This is a genomic window from Roseomonas acroporae (assembly GCF_023223525.1).
Classification (GTDB): domain Bacteria; phylum Pseudomonadota; class Alphaproteobacteria; order Acetobacterales; family Acetobacteraceae; genus Roseomonas_E; species Roseomonas_E acroporae.
On the sequence record NZ_JALPRX010000062.1, the window covers coordinates 61681 to 88418 of the forward strand.

The following is a 26738-nucleotide window of genomic DNA, read 5'->3' on the forward strand; positions in this document are numbered from 1 at the left end:
CAGCGCCGTCCGACGAGGGGCGACGCTCCCCATGTAAGGGCTCTGATCATTCGCGGCAGCCAACTGCTGAGGTCAGTCACGATAGCAATTATGGCCTAACAAAAAACATTGGGGAGCGAGGCCGGCAATGAAAGCGTTCGAATTTGACCACCGCCTCATCGATTCTTATGCCCGCTTCTCACGGTCGTTCAGCACTATTCGTTCTGATGACTTAAAGGCCGAGATGAATCGCCAGTACGATGCGGGGCGTTTCTGGCCGAACTCGCTTCTGTCCCTAAACCCTCAATATCTCAAAGGGCCGACCGTCGACGCTCTCGTCGCCTCCGGCGATCTGGACGAAGCGACCGGAAGAATATTCCGGTTTGGAGCCACGCCCGTACAATTTCACCGCCACCAGGCGCAGTCGATCGCGAAGGCTCGGGCAGGCCAGAGCTACGTGGTCACCACCGGAACTGGGTCGGGCAAGTCGCTCTGCTTCTTTGTGCCGGTCGTCGATGCAATTGTCCGTGCACGGAAGGCTGGGAGGCCACGCAGAACCAGCGCGATCATTGTTTATCCGATGAACGCACTGGCCAACAGCCAGATCAAGGAGATCGAAAGGTTCATCTCCCAGTCCGGCCTGCCCAATGAGATAAAGCCGATCGTACGCCGCTACACGGGCCAGGAAAGCCAGGAGGACCGGCAGCGGATTGCGGACGACCCGCCTGACATTCTGCTGACTAACTTCATGATGGCTGAGCTGCTTCTGACGCGGCAGGACAGCCTGGACACCAAGGTCATAGAGAACGCTAGCGGACTGGACTTTATCGTCCTCGACGAGTTGCATACCTATCGCGGTCGGCAGGGCGCCGATGTCGCGATCCTCGTTCGTCGCCTTCGCAACCGCTGCACGCCGGACAAGGCGCCAATCTGCATCGGAACCTCGGCCACCATGGCGAGCGAAGGATCAGATGCAAACCGCGCGCAGGCCGTGGCGGACGTTGCATCCCGCCTTTTCGGCACGTCCATCGGGCCAGAATCGGTCATCGATGAATCGCTTCGACGGGCGACGGATGATCGGTTGAAACTCGAGGATGCGCGGCCGAAGCTCGCGTCTGTGCTGACATCTGCACTTCCGGATGATCTGACAGACGAGGTTCTGAAAGAACACCCTTTGGCAGTGTGGGCCGAACTGGCGATCGGGCTGGAGGACGCGCAGGAACTCAAGCGCAAGAAGCCGATTGATTTTGGAAAGGCCGTAGCGCTGCTGTCAAAGGACAGCGGCGTAGAGTTCGAAACCTGCCGAAGCAGTCTTGAGACTTTTCTGACCCGCATCAGCCTCCCGGAAACAGAACGGGGTGGTTTGGGGACAGGTGCATTTCTGGCGTTCAAGCTCCATCAGTTCATCTCCGGCGCCGGCGAGGTTTTCACCACGCTGACCGAGAAGCCCAGAAATGTTCTGTTCGAAGGCCAGCTCGAAGACCCCAGCGCGCCCGGCCATCGACTCTATCCAACCCGCTTTTGTCGGGAATGCGGACACGAGGTTCATGTCGTCGCCAAGACTGAGGACGCCGAAGGCACCCTGTTCCTGCCAAGGAACATCGATGACGCGCCGCTCGATGATCAGGAGGGAGACGCTGCGGGCTATTTGACGCCTACCGGCGACGGAGACCCCGATTACGCCTTCACGGGCGAGATCGAATCCTATCCCGAGGATTGGCGAGAGGAGCGCAATGGCGTCGAACGGCTCCGCGCGAATCGGAAACGGCGAGCGCCTCAGATGGTCGCGGTCGCCCCGGACGGGCGCTACGGCTCATTGGGGAAGAACTTCTGGTTCATACCTGGCAAATTCGGCTTCTGCCCGTGCTGTCTCGACCAACCGCATCCCAGCATGCGCGAGCGCACAAAGCTGGCGGGCCTGTCGGGCGAGGGCCGAAGCTCGGCCACGACGCTTCTCGTGGCGACAGCTCTCGAATGGATGAACAGGCGCAACAGCGGCGTTCCCACGGACAAGCGCAAGCTGCTCGGCTTTACGGACAATCGTCAGGACGCCGCCCTTCAGGCGGGGCACTTCAACGATTTTCTGTTCGTCAGCCTCCTGCGCGGAGCGATCCTGCGGGCCGTCCTGGACGCAGGCGACGATGGCTTGACCGAGGACGAGTTCGGTCTGCGGATCGTAAGGGCGCTCGGCTTCACTGCCGCCAACCGGGATGCGCGCATCCACTGGATGCTGGACCCCGAGGCAGGAGCCGTGATCCGCGAGGATGCTCAACGCTCCCTTCAAAAGGTTCTCGCACATCGGCTTTGGACGGACCTGCGCAGGGGATGGCGCTACACCAATCCGAGCCTCTCTGTTCTCAAGCTCATAGATGTCGAGTTCATCGGCCTCGATGACATCGTGGAAGATACCGAACGCCTGACCGCCATCCGGCCGGAATTCGGGGCACTCGATGCGCCCGCGCGAAAGGTGATGCTGAAGAAACTCCTTGGCGCGATGCTCGACGGCCTGGCGGTTGGGACGGAAGCGCTCGACCCGACCGTTCTCGAGGGTGTCGCCCAAAAGTCCCGTAATCTGCTGCGCGCGCCTTGGACCATCGACATCAAGGAGACGCCCCGAAGCCGCACGACCCTGTTCCTTCAGGCCCCGGGCAAGGATCAGGTGGGCCTGCGGGAGGAACAGACGATCGTCCGCGCCGGCCATAATTCCCGTATCGGACGCCTCATCAATCGCAAGAGCGTCATCGGGATCAAGCTCGGCAAGAACGACTACCTGACGGTCATGACCGGCCTGATGGACCTCCTCGCGCGGGAGGGATTGGTGTCGCGCGTCGATCTGGAGAAGGATCTGCAAGGGTGGCGTCTGTCGCCATCAGCTGTCCGTGTCGTGCCCGGTGAAGCCATTCGGAGCGGCGCAGTGCAGGGCAACCGCTACTTTCACGATCTCTACAACGAAATCGCCGCCGATCTGAAAGCGGGTCAGAGCAGCTTTTGGGGTCTCGAAGGCCGTGAACACACGGCCCAGGTGTCCCAGAGGCAACGCGAATGGCGCGAGTGGCGCTTCCGACACGAGAAGGAAGACCGGGAGAACCTCGCGAGAAACGCCGCCGACCTTAAGGCGGCAGGCGAGTCGGAGCAGTTTCTGCCCGCCCTGTTCTGTTCACCGACCATGGAGCTTGGCGTCGATATTTCGGCGCTCAACGCCGTCTATCTGCGAAATGTGCCGCCGACACCGGCCAACTACGCTCAACGCGCCGGCCGTGCGGGTCGCTCCGGGCAGGCCGCCGTCATCGTGACTTATTGCGCGGCTCAATCGCCTCACGACCAGTACTTTTTCGAACGGCGCAACGAGATGGTGGCCGGCGTCGTTCGTCCTCCTGCCCTCGACATCACCAATGAAGAGCTCGTCCGCTCGCACCTGCACGCCGTCTGGCTTGCCGAGGCGAAGCTCGCATTGTCTCCGGACATCCCGGAAATCCTCGACCTGACGCAGACGGGATACCCGCTGAAGGCGGAGGTCCATGAGGTGATCGACCGGCCTGAACTGGCGAATACGACGCGCGCGCCGATGAAGCGCGTTCTCGATCAGATTCTTGCTTCGGTGGATGGCCGCAAGCCGGTTTGGATGAGCGAACCGGACGACTTTGTTTCCTCGGTCGCACAGCGTGCGCCGCAGGATTTCGATCGCGCCTTCGACCGGTGGCGGGAGCTTTACAACTCCGCCCGAACGCAGCTGATCGAGGCTAATGCCCGCTCCGAGATCACAGGTCTCTCGGCCGCGGACCGTCGTCGCATCAAGGCCTCGCAGATGCAGGCGAGCGATCAGATCGCCATTCTCGAACAGGGCAAGGCCTCGAACGGCTCGGATTTCTACTCCTACCGCTATCTCGCGACCGAAGGCTTCCTGCCGGGCTACAATTTCCCCCGGTTGCCGCTCTACGCCTTCATTCCCGGCGAGGGGAAATCCGGCTCCTTCCTCCAGCGCGCGCGTTTCCTCGCAATCTCCGAGTTCGGGCCGCGCAGCCTGATCTATCACGAAGGCCGCGCTTACCGGGTCATGAAGGCGAAGTTGCCGCCGGAAGTGCGAACTGGTGACGGGGCGGAACTCGCCACCCGGGATATTTTCATCTGCTCGAACTGTGGCGCCTGCCACGACGGCGAGGTCGAGCGCTGCCACGCCTGCAACAGCCCGATGGCCGGTGAGACGCCCGTGCAACGGACGCTCAGGATCGACAACGTCGAGGCCGCGCCGGCCGAGCGGATCACGGCGAATGACGAAGAGCGCGTCCGCCAAGGCTTCGATATTCAGACAGTGTTTTCTTGGCCGAAGCGCGACGGCCGAGTGCAGATCACCGAGGCAGATTTCCGCTGCGAGGACGTCTCGATCCTTAATCTGCAATACGCCAACAGCGCCGAGATCAGTCGGATCAACAAAGGGCTGAAGCGACGGGCCAACCAGACGGTCTTCGGCTTCTATATTGATCCGCGCAGTGGTTATTGGGCGAAATCGGACGACGAAGATCCCGATGTCGATGTGCCGCCGGACGTCGTGAGGCCGGTTCGCATCGTTCCCATCGTTCGGGATCACAAGAACGCGCTGCTCTTCCGGTTCAACGAGCCGACGGCTTATGCGCCCGCAACGATCGTCACCGTTCAGCACGCCTTGATGAGAGGCATTGAGGTCGTCTTCCAGCTCGAGGAGGGCGAGGTCCTCGGCGAGCCGCTGCCCGCCCGCGACAACCGGCGCGCCGTCCTGGCCTATGAAGCTACGGAGGGCGGCGCCGGCGTTTTGAGTCGCCTGATCGAGGATCCGCAGGCGCTCGGTAAGGTGGCCCGTGAAGCGCTGAGCCTGATGCATTTCGAGAAGGTCGATGAAGCAATCGCGGCAGGCGACGCCAAGCTGCTCGCCAGCCACGATGGAGAGGCCTGCGTGCGTGGGTGCTATCGGTGCTTGCTCTCCTACTTCAACCAGCCGGATCACGAGCTGATCGACCGGACAAGCGAAGAAGCGAAACAGATGCTCGTCGATCTGGCGCGCGGACAGGTGGTGCCTGCGGCAGCGCCGGGTGATTCGGCCGAGAGTGGAGCATGGGCGAATGCCTTCAAGGAGGCCGGGCTTCCGCCCCCTGATGGCTCGCCTGTCTGCTTTTCCGAGCAGGAGATCGGTTTCGCCTGGCGCAGTCATTTCGTCGCCGCTTGCGTCTCTCCACTAACCGAGGCAACGCGACAGGAAGCTGAATCAAAGGGCTGGACGGTGTTCGAGTTGCCGGGAACGGCGGCGGCAGGCGTGCCCGACGCAATGATCTCGATCTTCGGGGGGGCGTCCCGATGACGGTGAATTTTGCCCCCGGAGATCTGGTCCGCGCCCGTGGGCGCGAATGGGTCGCGTTGCCGTCGCCCCAGGACGGCATTCTGGCGCTCCGCCCGCTCTCGGGCAGCGAGAGCGATACGGTGATCCTCGACCCGACGCTTGAGATTCTCCCGGTCGAGCCTGCCCGTTTCGATCTGCCGACCGACGCCACGACAACCGTTCAGGCGAAAGCGGCACTGCTCGCGGATGCGATGCGTCTCACATTGCGCCGCGGTGCGGGCCCCTTCCGGTCCGCCGCGCAACTCGCCTTCGAACCCCGGACCTATCAGCTCGTGCCCTTGCTGATGGCGCTTCGTCTGTCCGTCCCGCGCCTGCTCATCGCGGACGACGTCGGCATCGGCAAGACGATCGAGGCCGGCCTGGTCCTGCGCGAGCTGATGGATCGAGGCGAGGTCGATGCCTTCTCCGTGCTCTGCCCACCGCATCTTGTCGAGCAATGGGTGGGGGAGCTGAAGTCCCGGTTCGGGATCGATGCCGTTGCAGTCACGTCCGGCACCGCAAGCAGGTTGGAAAGAGGCCTGCCGCTCGCCCAGACTCTCTTCAACGCCTACCCATACACTGTCGTCAGCCTCGATTACATCAAGGCGGAAAAGCGTCGAGAAGGCTTTGCGCGCGCCTGTCCGGATTTCGTCATTGTCGACGAGGCGCACGCTTGTGTCGGCACGCATCAGGGCCGACAACAGCGCTTCGAGCTTCTGTCCGGACTGGCGCGTGATCCGGATCGGCGGATGGTTCTTCTGACAGCGACGCCGCATTCGGGTGACGAAGAAGCGTTCGCACGGCTGCTTTCGCTGATCGAGCCTTCGTTTGCGTCCATGAGTTTCGAGGATGCCCGGTATCGCGAGCGCTTAGCGCGGCATTTCGTGCAGCGTCGCCGTATCGACCTCGTCTCCGGCGAATGGCACGAAAGTCGCGCGTTCCCGAAGCATGAGACGACCGAGTTTCCGTACCGGCTGTCGAGGGCGCATCTCGAATTCCAGGAAGCAGTCCTGGATTACTGTTTCGGCATCGTATCGCGCGCGGCAGGCGGGCAACGGGAACGGCGCCTGGCATTCTGGGGAACATTGGCGCTGATGCGTTGTGTCGGTTCTTCGCCGGCCGCCGGTCTTAGCGCCCTACGGAACCGTATCGCCAACGAGACCGATCGCCTCGAACCGCAGATCTATGACGAAGACGGCGACGACGAGGACGCCGTCGATCTTGAGCCCGGCACTGCCTTCGACGCCGATCCGGAACTGCTCGCCTTGATGCGCCGCGCCGAGGCCTTGGCGGCGGAGCCCGATCCGAAACTCGCCGCGCTAGTGGATGCACTGACACCGCTGATTAAGAAGGGCGCCAATCCCGTCGTTTTCTGCCGATACCTCGCAACGGCCGAGCATGTCCGCGATGGCCTGCGAAAGGTGTTCCCGAAGCTGACCATCGAATCCGTGACGGGGGTGCTGACCCCAGACGAACGGCGTGACCGTGTCGCCGACATGGCGCCGTCGGACGACGACAAGCAAGTGCAGCGCCTTCTCGTCGCCACGGACTGCCTGTCCGAAGGGATCAATCTGCAGCAGCTCTTCGACGCCGTCGTCCACTATGATCTGTCGTGGAACCCGACCCGACATCAGCAGCGCGAAGGACGCGTCGATCGCTTCGGCCAACCGGCGGAAGTGGTCCGGTCGATCATGATGTTCTCGCCCGACAGCGCAATCGACGGCGCCGTCCTGGATGTGATCCTCCGCAAGGCGGAGGAGATCCGCAAAGCGACAGGCGTGACCGTTCCGCTGCCCGATGAACGCGGCCCGGTGACCGACGCTTTGATGGCGTCGATGATGCTGCGCCGGGGCGTGCCCCGCCAGATGACACTCGATCTGCGCCTCGATGACGGCACGAGCGCGATGGAGGCGCGTTGGCGCGACGCTGAGGAAAATGAGAAGCGCTCCCGTGCCCGGTTCGCGCAGAATGCGATGAAGCCGCAGGAAGTCGCGCCGGAATGGGAGAAGGTACGGGCGCTCCTTGGCTCTCCGGCGGACGCGCGGATGTTCGTCGAACGCGCCATGGCGCGCTTCGGCGTTCCGCTCGAAGTACGCAAGACGGTCCTTCTTGCCCATCTCGGGGCACTGGATGCTGGTTTGCGAGACCGTCTGGCTGGGCTGGACCTTGCTGGATCCGTGCGCCTGGCGACTGCCGAACCTGCGCCGTCTGGGACGGCACTGCTGACAAGGACGCATCCGCTGACCGCCACGCTCGCCGAGGCGCTTGTCGAGGCGTCGCTTGATCCTGAATCATTGTCCGGTCTCGGCATCGGCCGGGTGGGCGCATGGCCGAGCGCGGCCGTTCAGCAACTGACCCGCGTCGCTCTACTGCGCGTGCGCTTCAAGCTGACCGTTCACGCTCGCAAGGAGCGCTTGCTGCTGGCCGAAGAAGCTGCCCTCGTGGCGATCCAGGGTGATCGTATTGTGGCAGCCGGCGAGGCTGCTCGATACCTGCTCAACGCCCCGGCGACTGCCGATCTCGCGCCCGTCGCGCGCGACAGGTTTATCGCCAAGGCGAAAGAGGACTTACCCGTCTTGCTCGCGGGACCGATCGCGAACTTCGTCCGCTCGCGCGCGCAAGAACTGATGGCGGATCACGCCCGCCTCCGCGCTGCTTCCGGCTCTGCATCCCGCGTCACCGTGGAGGCTGTGCAGCCGCCGGACGTGATCGGATTGTTTGCGCTGATGCCAGGGGAGGCCTGAGCTATGGCGCGCAAGCCCGTCACCGATATGTCGGCCTGGCCGTCGCTCACGCTCGAGGGAAACCTGATCGCGCCAGCCATGATCGCCGGCATCGATCGCCGGCAGGCCCCCGAGCAGACCGAAGCGGACTACCGTATCCGCAAAGGGCTGACGATCCGCGAGGAAATTTCGACTGCCTTCCGTGTTGGCCAGTCCCACTTCGATGCTTTCGCGAAGCTGCACAACCCTTCGGCCGAGGCGACGCGGCGATTCGTGCGCGCCTTCCTGGCCGAAACCTTCGGCTTCGACGATCTCGCCCCGGCCGACGGCGCTGTCGCGTTCCTGAGCGGCGGGCGCGTGCCCGTCGTTGTGGTGCCGCCGGCCGAAGAGAAGCTCGACCGGCGCAGCCCGACGCTCTCGACGGATCGTTCGCGGTCGCCAGCCTTTGCGCTTCAGGATTATCTCAACGACAGCGACGCCGCACTTTGGGGCTTGGTGACAAACGGCGCCGTCATCCGCCTGATGCGGGACAACGCGTCACTGACGCGCCCCGCCTATATCGAAGCTGACCTTGCAGCGATCTTCACCAACGAGGACGCGGCCTCCTTCGCGGTCCTTTGGTCACTGATCCATCGGACCCGTTTCGGCGCCGCTGGCACGCCAGCGACGGATTGTGTGCTGGAGCGCTGGCGCGACGCCGGAGCGCGCGAGGGCGAGGCGGCGCGCGAGCGGCTGGCCAGCCAGGTCGAAGTGGCGCTGAAAGTTCTCGGTTCAGGTTTCCTGGAGGCTAATCCCGACCTCGCGGCGCGGCTGCGTTCCGGTGAGGTCAACCTGACCGAATGGTTCAACGAGCTTCTGCGCCTCGTCTACCGCCTGATCTTCCTGATGGTGGCCGAAGACCGGAACCTGCTCCACCCAGACATCGCCAAACCGGAAGCGCGTAAGCTCTACGTCGAAGGCTACAGCCTCGCGGAGCTGCGCGCGCAATGCGTCCGCGCCGCGTCTTGGGACAAGCATCATGACCGCTTCGAGGCCATCAAGATCGTTTTTCGCGCCCTGGCCCACGGCCAGCCAGCGCTGGGTTTGCCGGCGCTGGGCGGCTTGTTCGCTGCCGATATGCTGCCACATCTGGAAACGGTGCGGCTGCGCAACCGCGCTCTCATGGAGGCGCTCTACCGGCTTTCCTGGCTTTCAGACAAGTCCGGCCTGGTGCCGGTAAATTGGCGGGCGATGGAAACCGAGGAACTGGGCTCGGTCTATGAATCGCTGCTGGAGCTGCAACCGCAACTCGGCGAAGACGGGAAGACGCTGCACTTTGCCTCGGAAGCCGCTGAGCAGAAGGGAAATCAGCGCAAGACGACCGGCTCCTACTACACGCCGGACAGTCTGGTTCAGGCGCTGCTGGACACTGCGCTTGATCCCGTGCTGGACAAGACCGAGACGGAGGCCGCGGATCCGGCCGCCGCGCTACTGAAGCTTACCGTCATCGATCCCGCATGCGGCTCGGGTCACTTCCTCCTGGCGGCGGCGCGCCGTATCGCCACGCGTGTCGCGCGCATTCGCGCCGAGGGCACGCCGTCCCTCGCAGACTTTCGGCACGCCCTGCGCGATGTGGCGAGGAACTGCATCCACGGCGTTGACCGCAATCCGATGGCGGTGGAGCTGACCAAGGTCGCGCTTTGGATCGAGACGGTAGACCCTGGCCTGCCGCTAGGTTTCTTCGACGCGCAAATCCGCTGCGGCGATGCCTTGTTCGGTGTGTTTGACCTAAAGGTGCTGGAAGAGGGCATCCCCGACGCCGCCTACAAGCCGTTGGCCGGCGACGACAAGGAGGTGGCGAAATACTACGCACAAAAGAACAGGCGCGAGCAGGCGGAGAAAGGCCGCGTCGCAGAGGGATTCGGGTTCAACCGTGCTCGCGATCTACTGCGCGACTTCCAGGCCTTGCGCGCCATGCCCGAGAACACGGTCGAGCAAATCGAGGCTAAGGCCGTCAGCCTACGAGCTCTGACGGCGCAGGGGGTCTCCGCCTGGCAGCTTGAGACGGCTTGTGACCTCTACGTTGCCGCTTTCCTGCTATCGAAGACGAAGGGCGGGCCGCATGCCGGCCCAGACGGCTTGCCGCGCCGGGGCGCCGAAATAGTGCCGACCTCCGGCACCCTCTGGGAGTGGCTACGGGGCGTACAGCCTTTCCCACCGTTGTTCGCAGCCGCCGTTGACGCCGCGCAGGCCGCGCGCGTCCTTCACTGGCCGTTGGAATTTCCCGACGTGATGCAGCGCGGCGGGTTCAGCGTGGTGCTAGGCAACCCACCATGGGAGCGGGTCAAGCTACAGGAAGAGGAGTTCTTCGCGCTTAGAGACCAAGAGATTGCGACAGCGAAGAATGCTGCAGCTCGTAAGACGCTGATCGCTCAGCTGAGTGACACGAACCCACGTCTCGCACAAGAATGGCAGGATGCGTTGCGGATAGCGGCGACCGAGAGCCAATTCTTGCGGGAATCGGGGCGGTTCCCGCGAGGAGGCGTTGGTGATGTGAATACCTATGCCGTCTTCGCAGACCTTGCTTGGCAGGCTGTTGACTCATTAGGGCGGGCAGGCCTGATCGTTCCGAATGGGCTAGTGGTTGGCTTTACCTACAGGGAGTTCCTTCGGCAGCTCCTGTCTGAAAAATCGCTGGTGTCGTTCTACGGCTTCGAAAATGAAGATAAAATATTCAAGGACGTTCACAACGAGACGAAGTTCGGGCTCCTCACGATCGCCGGGCGGAACGTCAAGATCAATCAGCCATGGTTCACTGCACATATTCGGCAGCCATCAGAGATTGCTGATCCCCAGAAGCGGTATGCACTGACGGTCGATGAGATCAGGGCCATCAACCCGAATACACTGAACCTCCCTGCCTTCCGCTGGTCGAGGGACGCCAAGGTAACGGCGGCCATCCACATGGGGGCGCCCATCCTTATCGAAAAATCTGGCAATACCGTTCTCCGCAACGACTGGAGCGTTGATCTCAAAGCAATGTTCCATATGGCCAACGACTCCGGTCATTTCATCGACCATGAGGACGTTGCACCACGGATCAAAGAGCGACGCGGCGCGCTCGCAATCCTCGATGATGATCGTCAGGTATACCCTCTATACGAAGGCAAGATGTTCTGGCACTTCGATCACCGGTACGGCACCTACGAGGACCAGACAGAAAAGCAGGCGAACAAGGGAGTGCTTCCGCGCGTCACTGATGATCAACATGCTGACCAAAATTATAGGATAGAACCTCGCTATTGGGTCGATGCATCCTTGACTGACACAGCGTTGTCGGATGCATCTGGCCGAAGGTGGTTTTACGCATGGCGTGATGTCGGTCCTTCAGAAAGGACGCTCGTAGGAACACTTCTTCCGAAGACGGCTGCAGGTCACAAAGCGCCATTAATGACTTGCGGTTTGCCGACTAGTGAAGGCGCAACTCTCGCTGTCATTTTGAGTAGTCTTGTGGCGGATTACTGCGTTCGACAAAAATCCGCCGCTATGACTTTTTTTGTGGTTGAGCAAATCGCGGTGTTGGACCGAATTCGGCTTCAACAGAAGGCCTCTTGGCTCGGCGAGAGCCCAATAAGTTGGCTTAAGCCAAGAGCCCTCGAGTTATACTATTCAAACGTGGAGCTGAAGGGATTTGCGGAGGAATTGGGGTGGACAGGCGGACCGTTCGTGTGGCGTTCGGACAGAAGGGCGGCGATGCAGGCCGAGATCGATGCTGCCATTATGCACCTCTACGGACTGGATCGTTCCCAGGTGGAATGGATTTTGGACTCATTTACAGTCCTTCGGAAATACGAAGAGCGCGACTATAGGGAATTCCGCACGAAGCGACTCGTGCTGACTGCCTACGACGCAATGGCGAAAGCAAAGGAGTTGGGTATTGCCTACGCCACGCCTCTTTCGCCGTTGCCCGCCGACCCCAGCCTATCTCATCCAACAAGCACTACGGCGGCAATAGGGACTGCAGGCGTTCTGCCCGACGGAGCCTGGATGCGCGCAGCGCAGCAGCCGAATGACGCCGGCGCTGCCCTGACTGCGATCCTGAAGGCGATCGACGGGCCGACACCGAGCCGGACCATCCGTCTCGCCGCTGCAATGATGCTGGAACCACACCTTCTGACGCCATTGCTTCCGGAAGCACGGGCAAGGGAGTGGCGGCGCCTGGTCGGGCAGGAGTCACAGCCACGCACCGGCAATGTGGTCGGCTTCGCAGCGCGCACCAATCAAGGCTGGGGTGCCGCCGTCTCCAACCATCGCGGCAATGGGCGCCTGATTGAAAACCTATCGGCGGGAACATGGATGCCAGGGCCTGGCCTTGATGCCTTCGACACCGCCGGTTGGCCGGACGGCCGGGCAGGATTCGTGCTGGAAGCACTGGCTGCGCTCGACCTGAATGCGACCGTCACCTCAATGCCGGACGAGGTTCGGGATTGGATCGCGCATGCCTCAGCAGCATGAGATATTCGCTCCCGCGAAGCTCAGCCTAACCGTCCCGGCAGGCCTGAATGGGCCACGCCTCTGGGTGCGCCGTCTGGCGATTTGGGAAGCGCCAGGCGGCCAGAAGATCCGCGACATCGAGCTTCGCCAGGGACTCAACATCGTCTGGTCCCCAGACGGCTTCGATGACAGCAGCGCTGGCGGCGTGCGCGCCATAGGTCACGGAAGCGGCAAAACCCTTTTTTGCCGCCTGCTGCGCTACTGCCTCGGCGAGCAGCGTTTCGCCGACGAAACCCAACGGGAACGCATCGCGCTCGCCTTTCCTAATGGCATCGTCGGCGCGGAGGTGGTGCTTGACAACGTGTGCTGGGCCGTCGTGCGGCCACTGGGCATCCGGCGCCGGCATGTGGCGATCGCCGACGGCAACCTTGATGAGATCGCCGCTGGCGATGGCGCGACGACAAGCATCGATCCGCTGGTCGAGGCCATCGAACATGCCATCGTGACGCCTGGCGTTGCGGCGCTGGCTCGCCTTCAGCCGGACCAAAAAGCATGGCCGATCGCCCTCGCCTGGCTTACCCGCGATCAGGAATGCCGCTTCGACGATGTTCTCGACTGGCGTTCGCCAGCATCCGGCTCCGATGCGCCGCTTCCAGCGAGCGGACGTGAGACCGGGCCTCGGCGTGAAGCGCTTCGGGCATTCCTTCTGGCGATCACCGAAGAGGAACAGCAAACGCGGCGGGGGGAGGAAGCGCTGCGAACCGAAGTCGCCACGGCGGAGCGGGAAGCGTCGTACCTCGATTGGGATCGCGGCAGACGCCACGATCGATTGATTGATCAACTTGGCTTTGCCGGACAAACCGTGCCGGAGATGCCCTTGCTTCTGGAGCTGTTTCGCAAGGCTGCCGATGAGCGGCTCGCAGCGGCCGCTCAGCTTCCGACAGGCGACACCGCGGAACTTGGGCAAGCCCGAAAGGGATTGCAGGAAGCCCGCGAAGAACTGCGGCGCACCGACGAAGAGCGCATCCGCCTGGAGGCCCAGATACCGGCGGAGAAGCACGTCCTGACTCTGCTCTCAAGCGAAATTCCGAGTCTGTCAGCGGCGGCGGAGAATGCGGCGAGTCAGGTGTGTCCGGTCTGTGAGGTGCCGATTGACAAGGCGCTCGCGGAGAAATGCGGTTTGTCCCACAAGCTGCACAATGAGACGGAATGCAGAGTCAGGCTCGCCGCGAAGCGTCAGGAGATCGGCGATCAGAACCAAAAGATCGATGGTTTGGAGGCTAGGCTGAAGGCCCTTCAGCCTGCCGCCGCTCTCGCGCGCCAGCGGGTCGAGCAGGCGGAGACGCGCGTTCAAGCCATCGAAAGCGTGCGCGACACGCGTGCGTCGGCCTGGCAGGCCGCGACACGACTCAAGGAAGGGGTCGAGCGCTTTTCCGAGCTATCGATCGAGCGAGATGAGGTGCGAAAGCGGTTGCGCAACCTTGAGGACAGATTGACCAAGGAACGGGAGCGGCTTGCGGCCTTCCGCGACAAGCAGGGCCTGACCTTCGGTCGAATAACGGAGAAATTCTCAGCCATCATTCGTCGCCTGGTAAACGAGAATGCGAAGGGAGCCGTGACGCTGAGCGGCGATAGGCTGCAATTGACCGTCGATGTCGATGGCGATCGCCGTACAGCCGCCATCGAGTCCCTGAAGGTATTGGCTTTCGACCTCGCCTGCCTCTGTTTGAGCATTGAGGGCGCGACGCGCCTCCCCGCATTCCTCGTCCACGACAGCCCCCGTGAGGCCGATCTCGGCCTGAGCATCTATGACGAGCTGTTCCGCCTGATGCGCGAACTTGAGGAGATGACAGGAACAACGGCTTTTCAGTACATCGTGACGACCACCACCCGTCCTCCCGATGACCTCCGCTGCGATCCTTGGCTGAGACTGACTCTGAAGGGAGCGCCTGGGCCGGAACGTCTGATGGCGCGCGATCTGTAGGTGGGCGATGATTGAAACGCCCCAGTCCTTTGTGGTCCGCGAGGAATGCGAGAAGGCCGCCTCGCAGAACGGCTTTCGTCGTGTTCTGGGCGAGGAGGCAGGATGGCGAGCATTCGCGTCCACTACGGCGCACGGCGTTATCTATCTGGCCGCCGAGGGCGCCAACGGGCGATGGTTTCTCGCTGTAGACCATGCTGGCGTAGTCGCTGAGCTCGAACCGCCCTCGGCTGATGTGCAAGGCCCCGGCAAAGCCCGTTACGCCTTTGCGACGCTGCGTGAACTCTACGCTGCGCTCGATCGAGTCTACACGCTTGGCATCAGCCTCCCTGACGCGCCGCTGCGCGAATTCGAAACCCGCGTCGCCAATCTGCCGCGGACCACCGAGGCCGAGCGTCTCGTAGTACAGCGGATCGGCCAGGACATTTTCCGTGCCCGGCTGATGGACTACTGGCAGGGCCGCTGTCCCCTGACCGGCATCACCGACGCAGCCCTACTTCGTGCCTCTCACATCGTCCCCTGGGCGGAATGCGAGACCGACGCGGAAAGGCTCGACGTGCATAACGGGCTCCTCCTCTCGGCGTTGTGGGATGCCGCATTCGACCGCGCGCTGGTGACCTTCGACGACCAGGGCAGGCCCGAGTTCTCGCCGAGTCTCAGCGAGCAGGCGCGCGACGAGCTCCGCTGGAATTCACCGATTTCGCTGACTGACGAGCATCGCCGGCGGCTTGCCCGCCATCGCGAGCGGGCGCGCGGGCCTAGTCATGACGCGGGTCCGTGACGACCCAGCCTGATCTCCGCGACCGCAGAAACCAATGCAGTGTTGAGCGCCAGCATGGCAGCTTGCAGGTGCGGCAGGCTGACATAGGCTTCGAACTCGATGGGCGCGTCCCCCGCGTCGATCGGCGTTCCGTAGTTGCCATAGCGGAATGCGGTCGAATTTGGATCGATGGCGGCCAATTCCTTCATTCGCCTCACGATCCAAGCAGGGACATCTTGCCCATATTTCCTCTTGACCATTTCTACGAAGCTATCGGTGAGGCCGGTCAAATCGTGAGTTCGCTTGGAAGCGGGCAATGCGGCTTTAAGAATGAGTTCGCAGGAGTGCCGATAGAGGAATAGCGCTGCATTGCCGACCTGATAGTCGGCAATACGCTTCTCCTTGATCGCGTCGACCAGCTCATTGGCGGCCGCGAAATATTCTTCGGCAAGGGAGGCGGTGTTGGCCTGCATCATACCGCCGATCGCGAAGCCGTGTGGGCCGGACCATTCGTCCTCACGAGCGTGATCTCCGGTAAGCTCCTCGAAGAGTGGCCGGGTCATGGTTTCTTCAGTAAAGATGCTAGCGCGCATCTGAGTCAGGCCTCGCCCTTGGCGTCCGCCGGCTCAGATTCGGCCATGGAGTCGAAACCGAAGACGGCTGGAACCTTCTCGCCCTTGACAGGCTCCCGGCCGGTTAGATTCTCGACGGTCACGCGAGGCAGGCCATAGCGTGCCGGGTCGGGTGTGCCCGGCGTCGGGAAAGCCGGAAGAGACAGGGTCTTGCCATCGATGCACTTGTCCTGGGAGATCGACGGCAGGAACACCTGCAGCACTTCGTTTCCGTAGGCGAAAGTGAAGAAGGCGTAGGGGACCGCATCGATTCCCGTGCGACGCCGCATAAGCATGAGGACGATGAGGTCATTCCGCATCGGCCCGGGAATGAAAGTCCGGAACACTGGAAACTGGGCGGCGAAGTTACGCGCGTGGTCGGGATCGCGAATCCACTCGTAGGTTTCGCGGAAGTGCTGGGTCTCCGCTTCAGGAATCAGGGTTAGCCCGATTTTGACCAGGCCCTTGAGCGCCGCCACGGGGATGTAAGTGTCCCGGTGAAGCTGGAAGCGGACCTGCTTGGTCTCATCGTCTAGCTCGAAGAACGGCTCGTCCTCATACTCCTTCAGTCGGAATCCCGTGCCGGAATATTCCACGCGCCAACCCTTTTCGGGCCCGGGCTTCTTGATCGTCGGCACCCCGCTGCGACCTCTGATCCGAGAGAGCGTGCGCATCGGCTTGGTCCAGTTGCCGAGATGGTTCTCGATCCCCTCGCCGAAAAGATGATTGCAGGCATCGCATTCATAGTTGCTGAACAGCCCCGTGTTGCCGAATGCGGCCGGAAGGGCGTGGGCCTCATCCTTGAAGGTAACTGCGGGTTCGTCCTTGCCACAGAAGCGGCAATGTCGCGGACGCTCGCCGCTCCCCAGCGTCAGCTTCATGCCGGGTTGAAGAAAGATAGGTTCGGCACCAGCATAGTGCCGGTCGTAGAAGGCGGCGGCGGCGATGGTCGCGGCTGGCAGATCGGTCATCTTCAGAGCATCCCCATCATGCCCGCCGCAGCATTCTCTCGATGCGCACGCGCTGGTAGCCGTGCGCATGCACATGCTGGCGGAGCTGGCGGATGTCGCGCACGCCAAATGCGACGGCGGCCTTCAAGGGGCTGGCGAACGTCGCGTAGTAGCACCAGCGGGCGTCCTCGGGGAGCGCGGCGTTCTGGCGACGGTCGGTAAGAACCACGTCGCGCGGATCGCTCGTGTTGCGGAAGGCGTGAAAGGTGATCCAGTCGGCGCGACGATAGCGCGCCGCCTTGCTGAACGGCACCGACTGGACCTTCACGTCGCTCTGGTCGAGCACCCAATCGCGCTGCTCCAAAATCTGCCGGACCATATGACCAACCATCTGCTTCACGCGGTCGGCCAGGACCTCCTCGCGAAACTCGGCGAGGAGCTGCTCCTCGATACCTTCCACGGCCGGCTTGCTCAGCTCCGAAGCCGTTTCCAGGCGCGCGACATTCTCCGGCGTCGTCAGGAACGACCAGATGCGTTGACCGAGATCCGTCGCGTAGAGCGAGGCAAATTTGTCGGGGCTGTAGGCGAACATGAGCGGCCCTCCTTTACCGGGCAGATATGGCCGGTTATAGATGCTTGTCAATGCGGCGCAAAGAGGGCGGTCCCGGGTGCCAAAAGGCGCTAGAGGCCGATACCGGGCGCGCACGTCGGACTTTGGGAGGGGCTGTGAAGATCCATTCCGTCGCGATTGAGAACTTCCGCGGCATTCGCTCGACGAAGCTCGTGCTGCCGGACCATGCGGTATTGATCGGCGACAACAACACCGGGAAATCATCGGTGCTGGAAGCCATCGACCTGGCGCTCGGGCCCGATCGACTCAGCCGCCGTCCCCCAGTGGACGAGCACGACTTCTACGAGGGGAAGTATCTTTCGCCGGCCGGCGGAGATGGGGCTGGCGGAGAAGCCGTGGCGGCGGAGCCTGCCGTGCCGGCGGAGGCGCCAAAAATCGTCGTCGAAGTGACCATCACCGGGCTATCGCCGGAGCAAGAGGCGCGGTTTGGCGGCAGCGTTGAGTGGCTCGACGTGACAAGCGGCGCTTTTTACACCGCTGCAAACCCGGCGGGTGTCGATGCAGCGAACATCAAGGCCGCCCTGCGCGTCACGTTTGTCGGCGCATACGATCCAGACGAGGACGACTTCGTCGGTAACACCTACTATTCGCGGAGCCTCACCGAAGAGGAAACCCCAACGCCCTTCTCCAAGAAGGACAAGCAACATTGCGGGTTCCTCTTCCTGCGATCGCTACGAACCGGATCGCGGGCTCTGAGCCTGGAGCATGGAAGCCTCCTCGACATCATTCTCAGACTCAAAGAAATACGGCCACAGATGTGGGAGGGCACGATCGGCACGCTGGCGGCTTTCGACGTCGCGAGCGATCCGGCGATCGGAATATCCGGCGTCCTCGACAGCATCGACAAGTCGTTGAAGAAGTATGTGCCGCGCGAATGGGGCGTGAAGCCCCACCTCAAAGTCTCCAACCTGACCCGCGAACACCTACGCAAGGTCGTCACCGCGTTCATCGCGACAGGGGATGGCGACCACGCCGCGCCCTTCTATCGACAAGGCACCGGAACGATCAACATGCTGGTTCTGGCGATGCTTTCGCAGATTGCCGAGGACAAGCAGAATGTCATCTTCGCGATGGAGGAGGTCGAAACCGCGATCCCGCCCTATGCGCAGAAGCGTATCGTCCACGAGCTGCGCAAGCTGGCGTCTCAGTCGATTTTCACGTCGCATTCGCCTTACGTCTTGGAAGAATTCAAGCTCGACGAGACCGTCATACTCTCGCGTGCGAACGACGGCGTCCTGGCCCAGGCCGAGATCAGGCTGCCCGACAGCGTCAAGCACAAGCGCTACCGGCAGGAATTCCGCACGCGATTTTGCGAAGGCTTGCTGTCGCGCCGCGTTTTGATCGCGGAAGGCGCGACCGAGGCGAGTGCTTTCCCGGTGGCGGCGCGGCGGCTGTCAGAATTGAACCCCGCCGTCTATGTGTCGCTGGAAGCCTTGGGCATTTGCGTGATCGACGCAGGTAGCGAGACTCAGATTGCGGACCTGGCCGGCATCTACAAGGGGCTCGGGAAGCGGACATTCGGGCTTTGCGACAAACAGGCCGATTCAGCGAAGGCGGACATCGAGGCGCAACTCGAGCGCCTCTTCATGCATGAGGAGAAGGGTATCGAGGACCTGATCCTGAAGAACACGACCGCCGCCGCGCTTGAGCGCTTCGCGGATCAGCTCGATTGGCCGCCGCACCTAACCGCGAAATATCCTAATCCGAAGGCCGACGCGGTCGCCGCGTTGAAGGAATACTTCGGTTGGTCGAAAGGCAACTGGGGCATCGCCGACTTCCTGGCTCAATGCTCGGAGGCCGAAATACCGTCGTGGATTCGGGATGCCTGCATCGCGCTCAAGGCCATTTGTGATCCGCCGCCGGCACCCCCGCAACCTCCGAACGCGGAAGGCGATGAACCCGCCGCAGAGCCTGCCGCGTAGAGGGCGCCATGGTCGATCTCACGGAAGCTCAGAAGGACGTCCTGAAGGCCGAAGGCCATCAGCTCGTCGTTGGAGGACCGGGCTCCGGAAAGACAACGGTATCGATTCTGAAGGCCGCGAAGATCGCCCGTGAGAAACTCAAGCCAGGCCAGCGTATTCTCTTCCTGAGCTTCGCGAGGGCAACGGTATCGCGTGTATTCGAGGCGATCGACGAAGAGCGGTCGGTTACCAAGGAAGAGAAAAAGCTGATCGAAGTTGATACCTATCACTCGTTCTTCTGGCGCATCCTGAAGGCGCACGGCTACCTCGTCGGATTTCCGCGTCGCATGACGATCCTGACACCGCCGAACGAGGCGATCGCACTTTCGGTAATACGCAGCGGGTTCAAAGCAAATTCGAAGCTGTCGCCCGAGGAAAAGGCGCAGAAGGCCGCGCTAGAAGTCGCGGAGCGCACGCGCCTGGCGACCGAGGAGGGGAAGGTTTGCTTCGACCTGTTCGCAGAGCGCGTTGCAGTTCTTCTCCACGGGTCGACGAAGGTCCGCGACCTGGTGTCAACGATGTACCCATTCATCATCCTGGATGAGTTTCAGGATACCTCCGCCGAGCAATGGCGCGCCGTCGAAGCGATCGGAAGGAGCAGCACGCTCATCGCGCTCGCCGATCCCGAGCAGCGGATCTTCGACTTCATTGGCGCCGACCCGGAGCGCCTCAACCACTTCATTGAGGCGTTTAAGCCGTCCACCCACGATCTGGCGGGGGAGAACCATCGGAGCAAGGGAACGGACATTGCCTTGTTCGGCAACCATCTCCTGACGGGAAAATTCCGCGAAGAACCCTATCAGGGGATCGACTTCGAAGGATTTGCGTCCAATCCAAATCAAGCCTTTGCATCGTTGGTCGCCCAGGTGCTGAATGCGCGGAAGCGGCTCATCGAAGCGGGGCGAAAAGACTGGTCGCTCGCCATCCTCGTTCCAACGAAGCGGATGACCCGCCTTGTTTCCGACAATCTGCGTGAGCCGTTCGGCAATGTGCCCCCAATATCGCACACCGCGGCCGTCGACATGGAAGGGCCGATCCTGGCGGCGGAGGTGATCGCGTTCCTGCTGCAGCAGCGGAGTCACGATGGCTGCTTTGACGAGTTTGTGGAGGTACTATGCAGCTTCTTCCACGGGCGCGGTGGGGCGGCGCCGACAAAGGGAGACTTGGCCGAGGCCGCTCGCTTCCGGGCCGCCTTGGTAAAGTGGAACGACTGTGTCGCCAAGGGCAAGGCGATCCCGGCTAACAGCGTCCTTCAGGCGACGTTTGCGGTCCATCAGGCTGTCGCGGCGGTAAAGCTGACTGGCGACCCCGATGCCGACTGGATGGCGTTGAGGGCCCTCCTTGAGGCTGGCGAGTGCGCACGGCTTGCCGAAATCGCCAGGGAGGCCCGCAATGTTCGATTGCTGGAGCGGGGTACGCAGCTTCGCCAGGGCCTGTCGCAAGACTGGCGAGATTTTGGCGGCTATCGAAACGCCCTCGCGGTGACGCGGCAGGCGTTTGTTCAGGAGCATTTCGCCACGGCGCATAAGCCTGAATCAGGCGTCGTAGTGATGAACATGCACAAAGCGAAGGGTAAGCAGTTCGACGAGGTCATAATCTTCGAGGGGTGGCCGAAGCGCGTGAAGGGGGAAATTGTCGGGAATCCCGACCGCATCGTCGGCGGCAACTATCGCGACGGAGCGATGACGCAGGCCAGGCAGAATTTTCGGGTTAGCGTCACGCGCGCGAAATCTCGCACAACGATCATGTCGCCGAAGGACGACATCTGTGTTTTGCTCATCCCAGCCGTCTGACGCTGGCCTCGCTTGCCGCCCGCAAAGGGCAAAGATGGAATATTGGCGGACGCGTACACCGATTTCGATCGCCCTATGCGGCAAGGGGGCGTTGCTCCCGCGGACTGGCTTCATCCTCGCCAGCGGCTTTCATTAGGAATCTGGCCAGGGCTGCCTTTCGCGAGCCTCGGTCGAGCGCGTAGGTAGTTTGCTTGAATTCCTTCCCGTCGAGCAGGCCTTCGATGTAGCCGGCGATCGTGTCGGCCGCCATAATGAGGGCGGTATCGAGCGTATGGATATATTTACTCGTGACGGAGCCTTTGGCGTGGCCGACCAGGGCGGCGATCGTCACTTCAGTGAAGCCGAGATCGTTGCCGACACTCGCAAAACTATGTCGCAAGACGTGGGGCGTGACATCCGAGAGCGGCGAGCCCTTGAAGATCTGCTCCCAATGGTTCGGGAAACTGCCGAACGCGTTGTCGTCGCCGTACCCGGGGAAGACATATGAGCCAGAGGCCGCCTCGCGGCGCGCCTCGAGAAACTCGACAACGGGCAGACCGACGGGACGAACCGAGGTGCCCTCCTTGCTGTCGACCAGCCGCAGGCAACTCCCGTCGGTATCTGCTTCAGTCCACATCAGGCCGATCATCTCGCTCCGGCGACAGCCAGTCAGCGCGATCTGGCGAATGATCTCGACCGTCGTCGCGTACTTCTCCTCCCTCTCGGCTGCGCGCAGCATCTCGCCCAACGTCCGGTACTCCGCCTCAGTGAGCCGGCGGGTGCGGACGTTGTCCTTCGGCTTCCGCAGGCCATGGGCAGGATTGATCGCGATGATCCCGGCTTCGACAGCGTAGGTGAGAATGCCGCCGAGAAGCCCGACCGTGCGCGTCGCCGTTCCGGCGCCACCGCGGACGATAGCCTTGCCGCGCAGCTTCTTCGTCTTAACCGACACTCGCGTCTTGCCGGCCATGATGTCCTTCAGGACCTTGTTGATGTCGGCCTTGGTCAAGTCCTTCACACGGCGCGTCCCCAGGAGCGGGATGATGTGCCGCTCAATACGCCCAATGTCCGTCCCGACCGTCGTCGGCTTCTTGGGCCGCCCGCCCTTGCCGAGGATGAGCCCCGCGTTGAGGTCATTGACGTAGAGCATGCAGAGCTCTTTGACGGTGATGGCTTTGTGGTCGAGCTGGCGCTCCTCGGCGGGATTGTCCCCTTGAGCAACGCGGCCCAACTGGACCTTCGCCTCCTGCCTCGCGCTTTCGGCTGTCCAGACGCCATGCAAGCCGATCGTGTAGCGGCGCGAGCGGCCTAATGCGCGGTATTGAAGGACATAGCTGCGCTTGCCAGAAGCGAAGACGCGCAGGCCGAAACCTGGTAGCTCGTCATCCCAGATGACGTAGTCTTTCTCGCGGGACTCGGCAGCGTCGACGAGGCGCTTTGTGAGCTTAGCCATGGGAATTCTCCCGTCCAAACTCCCATTCTCGCGTAAGCACCACGTAAGCAGCCGGACGCAAGTCGGAGCGTGTTCGAGAGTACGTCAGACGAGCTGGAATTTCAATTTCTTTAGTGATTACAGTAGTATAGCGCATCGGAGCGAAACCCATCGCAAAGCGTCGAAGGGCAGGTTAAATTGCTCCGAAGGCAAAGGTCGTACGTTCGAATCGTATCGGGTCCGCCATATTTCCCAGTGGGTTAGCCGAGATCCGGACGGCGCCGGGAAGCCCGCCGCCGTCATGGGGTCGCCGACCGGCCGCGTTTCCTCGCGCGCCAGCCTGGCAGCGAACTCCAGGATCGCCCTCCGTTCCTCGCAGGCATAGCGGCAGGCATCGCCGCCGGCTGATCGCCGCCGCCGAAAGGGGGCGGGATGGCACGCCGGGCAGGCGCCATCGGCCGGACTTCGTTCCGTTTCAGGCCGCCGGCGTCGCGGCGTCGCCCTCCGTCCGGGTCCCCGTTCCGGGGGCCGCCCCCATCAGCCCGTCCCAGCCGCGCATGGCCGCCCGCGCCACGGCCTCCAGCGCCGCCGGCCCGGCGCCGTCCCGCGCCTGTACCGACAGGCCCTGCTGCACGGCGAGCCAAAGGCGCGCGGCCGCCTCCACGTCCACCCCGGCGGCGATCTCCCCGGCCTCCTGGCCGCGTGCCAACCGGTCGCGCAGAAGGTTCAGGCCCTCGGCCCGCGACTCCAGGACGATCCGGCCGAGTCGCTCGCACCCTTCCCCCGCCACGGCGGCGAGGGTGACCATGCAGCCGCCCGGCTCCTTTCCCGACCGGTCCGATGGCAGGACGCGCGCGGAGTCCAGGAGCAGGGCCTCCACCGCCTCGCGCGCGGTCGGCGCCGCGGCGAAGCCGGACCAGATGCGGGGCGCATAGGCCGCGACGTAGTGGCGCAGCGCCTCCTCGTACAGCGCCTCCTTGCTGCCGAAGGCCGCGTAGAGGCTGGGCGAGGCGATCCCCATCGCCGCGCAGAGATCGGCGATGGAGGTCGCGGCATAGCCCTGCCGCCAGAACAGCCGGGTCGCGGCGGCCAGCGCCGCCTCGCGGTCGAAGCCGCGGGGACGTCCGCGGCGGGTCGCGCTCATTTCCATAGCGATCGATATATAAATCGCTTGGCCCGTCCGGCAAGCCGGCCTATTTCTTTGTCGTTCGACACAGAAAGACCCCTCCCATGGCTTCCCTTTCCGACAAGCGTGCCCTGGTCACCGGCGGCAGCCGCGGCATCGGTGCCGCCATCGTGCGCCGGCTGGCCCGCGACGGCGCCCATGTCGCCTTCACCTACGGCCAGTCCGCCGGCCCCGCCGAAGACCTCGTGCGTGAGGTCGGGGCGGCGGGCGGCCGGGCCTTCGCCATCGCCGCCGACAGCGCCGATCCGGCGGCGGTGGAACGCTCCGTGCGGGAGGCGGCGGCGGGCCTCGGCGGGCTCGACATCCTGGTCAACAATGCCGGCGTCGCGCGCGGCGGCCCGCTGGAGGCGATGAGCCTCGCCGACATCGACCTGCTGATCGACGTGAACATCCGCGGCGTGGTGCTGGCGATCCGGGCGGCGATCCCGCATCTCGGCCGGGGCGGGCGCATCGTCACCACGGGAAGCTGCCTCGCGGAGCGCGTCGCGATGCCCGGCATCGCCGCCTATTCCATGACCAAGTCGGCGCTGATCTCGCTGACCGGCGGCCTCGCCCGCGACCTGGGCGGGCGCGGCATCACGGTGAACCTCGTCCACCCCGGCCCGACCGACACGGACATGAACCCGGCCGCCGGCCCGCAATCGGAGGCGCAGCGCGCCATGATCCCGCTCGGCCGCTACGGCAGGGCCGAGGACATCGCCGCGGCCGTGGCCTTCCTGGTCGGGCCGGAGGCGGGGCAGATCAACGGCACGGGCCTCACCGTCGATGGCGGCCTGAACGCCTGAGCTTCCGTGCCCCCGCCGTGCCGGACGGACGGCGGGGCGGCGGCGCTACACCGCGCGCCGCGCCAGCCATGCCGTGGCCTCGACGCCGGTCATCGGCCCGCCGAACAGGTAGCCCTGCCCCAGCGCGCAGCCGATCGTCACGAGGCGCGAGGCCACCGCCTCGGACTGGATGCCCTCGGCCAGGATCTCCAGGCCGAGGCTCTGCCCGAGGCTGACCACGGCGCGCACGATGGCCTCGCTGTCGCGCGAGGCCTCGACATCCATCACGAAGGACCTGTCCACCTTCAGCCGGTCCACCGGGAGGCGCTTGAGGTGGGTCAGCGAGGCGAAGCCGGTGCCGAAATCGTCGAGCACCACGCTGATCCCGATCCGGTGCAGCGACCGCAGCGCCGCCTCGACCGCCTCGGCCTGACGGCCCATGGTGACCCCCTCGGTCACCTCGACCTCCAGGCTGCGGGGCGACACCCCGGCCCGCGCCAGCGCCTGCTCGATCTCCACGGCGATGTCGTGCCCGCGGAACTGCGCCGCGGCCAGGTTCACCCCGATCCGCCCGAAGCGCAGCCCGGCGTCGAGCCATTGCCGGGCCTGGGCCAGCGCCGCCTCCAGCACCCGCGCGCCCAGCAGCGGCATCAGGTCGGCGCTCTCCGCCGCCGGCAGGAAGTCGCCGGGCGCGAGCAGCCCGAGCTGCGGATGCCGCCAGCGCACCAGCGACTCGAAGCCGACCAGGCTGCGGTCGGAGAGCCGCAGCTGCGGCTGGAAGCGCAGCTCGATGCCGCCGGCGCCGGCCGGCGGCGCGATCCGGGCGGGGCGCTGGCCGCCCGCCGCCCCGGGCGTCTCGCGCAGCCCCGCGACCAGGCCCGCCGGCGCCCGGTCCCGGCCGCCCCAGGCCTCGTCGGCGCCCTGCCAGCGCCCGTCCAGGCTGCGGCCGCCGGCGCCGCCCAGCTCGTCTCGCAGCGCCTCGGCGAGCTGCCGCTCGCGGTCGGCGGCGGCGCGCATCTCGGGCACGAAGACGCTGACCCGTCCCTTGCCCTGCGCCTTGGCGTGGTAGAGGGCGAGGTCGACGTTGCGCAGCAGGTCGTCCACCGCGAGCCCGTCCCGCGGCGCCAGCGCGACGCCGATGCTGCCGCGCGGGTAGAGCCGCACCCCGTCATGGTCGAACGGCTGCTGCAGCGCCGCCAGCAGGGCGCCGGCGCGGCGGCGCAGGATGGCCGCGTCCACCGGGCCGCTGAGCACCGCCGCGAACTCGTCGCCGCCGAGCCGCGCGACGAGGTCGGTGGAGCGCACCTCGCCGGCCATGCGGTCCGCCACGCCCCGCAGCAGCGCATCCCCCACGGGATGGCCGTAGCGGTCGTTGACCTGCTTGAACCCGTCGAGGTCGAGCAGCAGCACCCCGACCGGCCGCGCCGCCGCGTCGCCGAGCTGCTGCCCCAGCTCGCGCAGGAAGCGGGTGCGGTTGCCGAGGCCGGTGAGCGGGTCGGTATGGGCGAGCGTGTCCAGCTCGCGCATGGCGCGGCGCAGGTCGATGGTGGCCGAGACCGCCCCGGACAGGCTGGCCAGGATCGACCTTTCCTGCGCCCCGATCCGGCGCGGCCGCTCGTCGAGCACGCATAGCGTGCCGAGCGCCAGCCCCTCGCGGCTGCGCAGCGGCGCGCCGGCGTAGAAGCGGATCGACGGGTCCTGCAGCACCAGCGGGTTGTCGGCGAAGCGCGGGTCGGCGCGGGTGTCGTCGATCACCAGCGGCTCGTGCTGCAGGATGGCGTGCGCGCAGAAGCTGACGTCGCGCGGCAATTCCCGCAGCGCGGTGCCGTGGTGCGCCTTGTTCCAGTGCCGGTCCGCATCGACCAGGGAGATCAGCGCGATGGGGGCGCCCAGAAGCTGGGCGGCCAGCTCGGCGAGCTGGTCGAAGCTTTCCTCACGCCCGCTGTCCACCAGCCCCGTGGCGTGCAGCGCGGCCAACCGGGCCGGTTCGTCAGGCGGCAACGGCGCGGCAGGCATTCGGAACAGGCTCCGGGCTCGGTTCACGACGGGCGGACCTGGGAAGGCTGCGACGCGGTGGCCAGGTGCCGCATCGAGTGGCGGGACCGACGGTTGCTGCTTTTCCGGGCATGCCACACCCAAACGCTCTCCCCAGGGTTGTATTGAAGAAA

14 protein-coding genes are annotated in these 26738 nt (G+C 64.0%); 8 read left to right on the forward strand and 6 right to left on the reverse strand.

The window, feature by feature from the left end; translation table 11 throughout:
* Positions 1 to 127: 127 nt before the first annotated feature.
* From M0638_RS14645 to M0638_RS14665, 5 genes are read left to right on the forward strand one after another with little or no spacing between them, the layout of a single operon-like run.
* Positions 128 to 5308 carry a DEAD/DEAH box helicase gene (locus tag M0638_RS14645; protein WP_248667738.1) on the forward strand — a complete coding sequence of 1727 codons (5181 nt, stop codon included), beginning with the start codon at positions 128 to 130 and terminating at the stop codon, positions 5306 to 5308.
* Entirely contained in the window at positions 5305 to 8070 is a 2766-nt protein-coding gene (locus tag M0638_RS14650) for a DEAD/DEAH box helicase (protein WP_248667739.1), read from the forward strand. The genes M0638_RS14645 and M0638_RS14650 overlap by 4 nt, the downstream gene beginning before the upstream one ends.
* Before the next feature lie 3 nt (positions 8071 to 8073).
* Positions 8074 to 12543 carry an N-6 DNA methylase gene (locus M0638_RS14655; protein ID WP_248667740.1) on the forward strand — a complete coding sequence of 1490 codons (4470 nt, stop codon included), beginning with the start codon at positions 8074 to 8076 and terminating at the stop codon, positions 12541 to 12543.
* Positions 12527 to 14506 (forward strand): chromosome segregation protein SMC, encoded by a 1980-nt coding sequence (locus M0638_RS14660; RefSeq protein ID WP_248667741.1) that lies wholly within the window; start codon positions 12527 to 12529, stop codon positions 14504 to 14506. Before M0638_RS14655 ends, M0638_RS14660 begins: the two co-directional genes overlap by 17 nt.
* A 7-nt stretch (positions 14507 to 14513) precedes the next feature.
* Positions 14514 to 15284, forward strand: a complete 771-nt coding sequence (locus M0638_RS14665; protein WP_248667742.1) for an HNH endonuclease — start codon at positions 14514 to 14516, stop codon at positions 15282 to 15284.
* Here the strand turns inward: M0638_RS14665 and M0638_RS14670 are convergent.
* The 3 genes from M0638_RS14670 to M0638_RS14680 are packed head-to-tail and all read right to left on the reverse strand — an operon-like array spanning position 15266 to position 17416.
* The gene (locus M0638_RS14670; protein ID WP_248667743.1) at positions 15266 to 15826 is read right to left on the reverse strand and encodes a hypothetical protein; all 561 of its coding nucleotides are present in this window, start codon (positions 15824 to 15826) and stop codon (positions 15266 to 15268) included. The two genes, M0638_RS14665 and M0638_RS14670, sit on opposite strands and share 19 nt — an antisense overlap.
* Before the next feature lie 35 nt (positions 15827 to 15861).
* The gene (locus tag M0638_RS14675) at positions 15862 to 16845 is read right to left on the reverse strand and encodes an HNH endonuclease (RefSeq protein ID WP_248667744.1); all 984 of its coding nucleotides are present in this window, start codon (positions 16843 to 16845) and stop codon (positions 15862 to 15864) included.
* 16 nt (positions 16846 to 16861) lie between these two features.
* Positions 16862 to 17416: a hypothetical protein gene (locus M0638_RS14680; protein WP_248667745.1), complete on the reverse strand. Its 555-nt coding sequence runs from the start codon at positions 17414 to 17416 to the stop codon at positions 16862 to 16864.
* A gap of 134 nt (positions 17417 to 17550) precedes the next feature.
* Here M0638_RS14680 and M0638_RS14685 point away from each other — a divergent pair, with 134 nt between their 5' ends.
* Complete coding sequence (locus M0638_RS14685; RefSeq protein ID WP_248667746.1) at positions 17551 to 19377, forward strand: ATP-dependent nuclease; 1827 nt, start codon at positions 17551 to 17553, stop codon at positions 19375 to 19377.
* 8 nt (positions 19378 to 19385) lie between these two features.
* Positions 19386 to 21209 (forward strand): UvrD-helicase domain-containing protein, encoded by a 1824-nt coding sequence (locus M0638_RS14690; protein ID WP_248667747.1) that lies wholly within the window; start codon positions 19386 to 19388, stop codon positions 21207 to 21209.
* Between the two features lie 73 nt (positions 21210 to 21282).
* Here M0638_RS14690 and M0638_RS14695 read toward each other — a convergent pair whose 3' ends face one another.
* Both M0638_RS14695 and M0638_RS14700 read right to left on the reverse strand, forming a co-directional pair.
* On the reverse strand, positions 21283 to 22641 hold the full coding sequence (locus M0638_RS14695; RefSeq protein ID WP_248667748.1) for a tyrosine-type recombinase/integrase: 1359 nt from the start codon (positions 22639 to 22641) through the stop codon (positions 21283 to 21285).
* 454 nt (positions 22642 to 23095) lie between these two features.
* Positions 23096 to 23764: a TetR/AcrR family transcriptional regulator gene (locus M0638_RS14700; RefSeq protein WP_248667749.1), complete on the reverse strand. Its 669-nt coding sequence runs from the start codon at positions 23762 to 23764 to the stop codon at positions 23096 to 23098.
* 86 nt (positions 23765 to 23850) lie between these two features.
* On the opposite strand from M0638_RS14700, the gene M0638_RS14705 reads away from it, so the two are divergent.
* Positions 23851 to 24591, forward strand: a complete 741-nt coding sequence (locus M0638_RS14705) for a 3-oxoacyl-ACP reductase family protein (protein ID WP_248667750.1) — start codon at positions 23851 to 23853, stop codon at positions 24589 to 24591.
* Between the two features lie 45 nt (positions 24592 to 24636).
* Here the strand turns inward: M0638_RS14705 and M0638_RS14710 are convergent, their stop codons facing one another.
* Positions 24637 to 26547 carry a putative bifunctional diguanylate cyclase/phosphodiesterase gene (locus tag M0638_RS14710; RefSeq protein ID WP_248667751.1) on the reverse strand — a complete coding sequence of 637 codons (1911 nt, stop codon included), beginning with the start codon at positions 26545 to 26547 and terminating at the stop codon, positions 24637 to 24639.
* Positions 26548 to 26738 lie beyond the last annotated feature (191 nt).

Excerpts from the sequence above, each read along its gene's own strand:
- M0638_RS14675 (WP_248667744.1), bottom strand. The coding sequence starts at position 16,845 with ATGACCGATCTGCCAGCCGCGACCATCGCCGCCGCCGCCTTCTACGAC.
- M0638_RS14690 (WP_248667747.1), top strand. The coding sequence starts at position 19,386 with ATGGTCGATCTCACGGAAGCTCAGAAGGACGTCCTGAAGGCCGAAGGC.
- M0638_RS14665 (WP_248667742.1), top strand. The coding sequence starts at position 14,514 with ATGATTGAAACGCCCCAGTCCTTTGTGGTCCGCGAGGAATGCGAGAAG.
- M0638_RS14670 (WP_248667743.1), bottom strand. The coding sequence starts at position 15,826 with ATGACCCGGCCACTCTTCGAGGAGCTTACCGGAGATCACGCTCGTGAG.
- M0638_RS14695 (WP_248667748.1), bottom strand. The coding sequence starts at position 22,641 with ATGGCTAAGCTCACAAAGCGCCTCGTCGACGCTGCCGAGTCCCGCGAG.
- M0638_RS14660 (WP_248667741.1), top strand. The coding sequence starts at position 12,527 with ATGCCTCAGCAGCATGAGATATTCGCTCCCGCGAAGCTCAGCCTAACC.
- M0638_RS14705 (WP_248667750.1), top strand. The coding sequence starts at position 23,851 with ATGGCTTCCCTTTCCGACAAGCGTGCCCTGGTCACCGGCGGCAGCCGC.
- M0638_RS14645 (WP_248667738.1), top strand. The coding sequence starts at position 128 with ATGAAAGCGTTCGAATTTGACCACCGCCTCATCGATTCTTATGCCCGC.
- M0638_RS14700 (WP_248667749.1), bottom strand. The coding sequence starts at position 23,764 with ATGAGCGCGACCCGCCGCGGACGTCCCCGCGGCTTCGACCGCGAGGCG.
- M0638_RS14655 (WP_248667740.1), top strand. The coding sequence starts at position 8,074 with ATGGCGCGCAAGCCCGTCACCGATATGTCGGCCTGGCCGTCGCTCACG.
- M0638_RS14650 (WP_248667739.1), top strand. The coding sequence starts at position 5,305 with ATGACGGTGAATTTTGCCCCCGGAGATCTGGTCCGCGCCCGTGGGCGC.
- M0638_RS14680 (WP_248667745.1), bottom strand. The coding sequence starts at position 17,416 with ATGTTCGCCTACAGCCCCGACAAATTTGCCTCGCTCTACGCGACGGAT.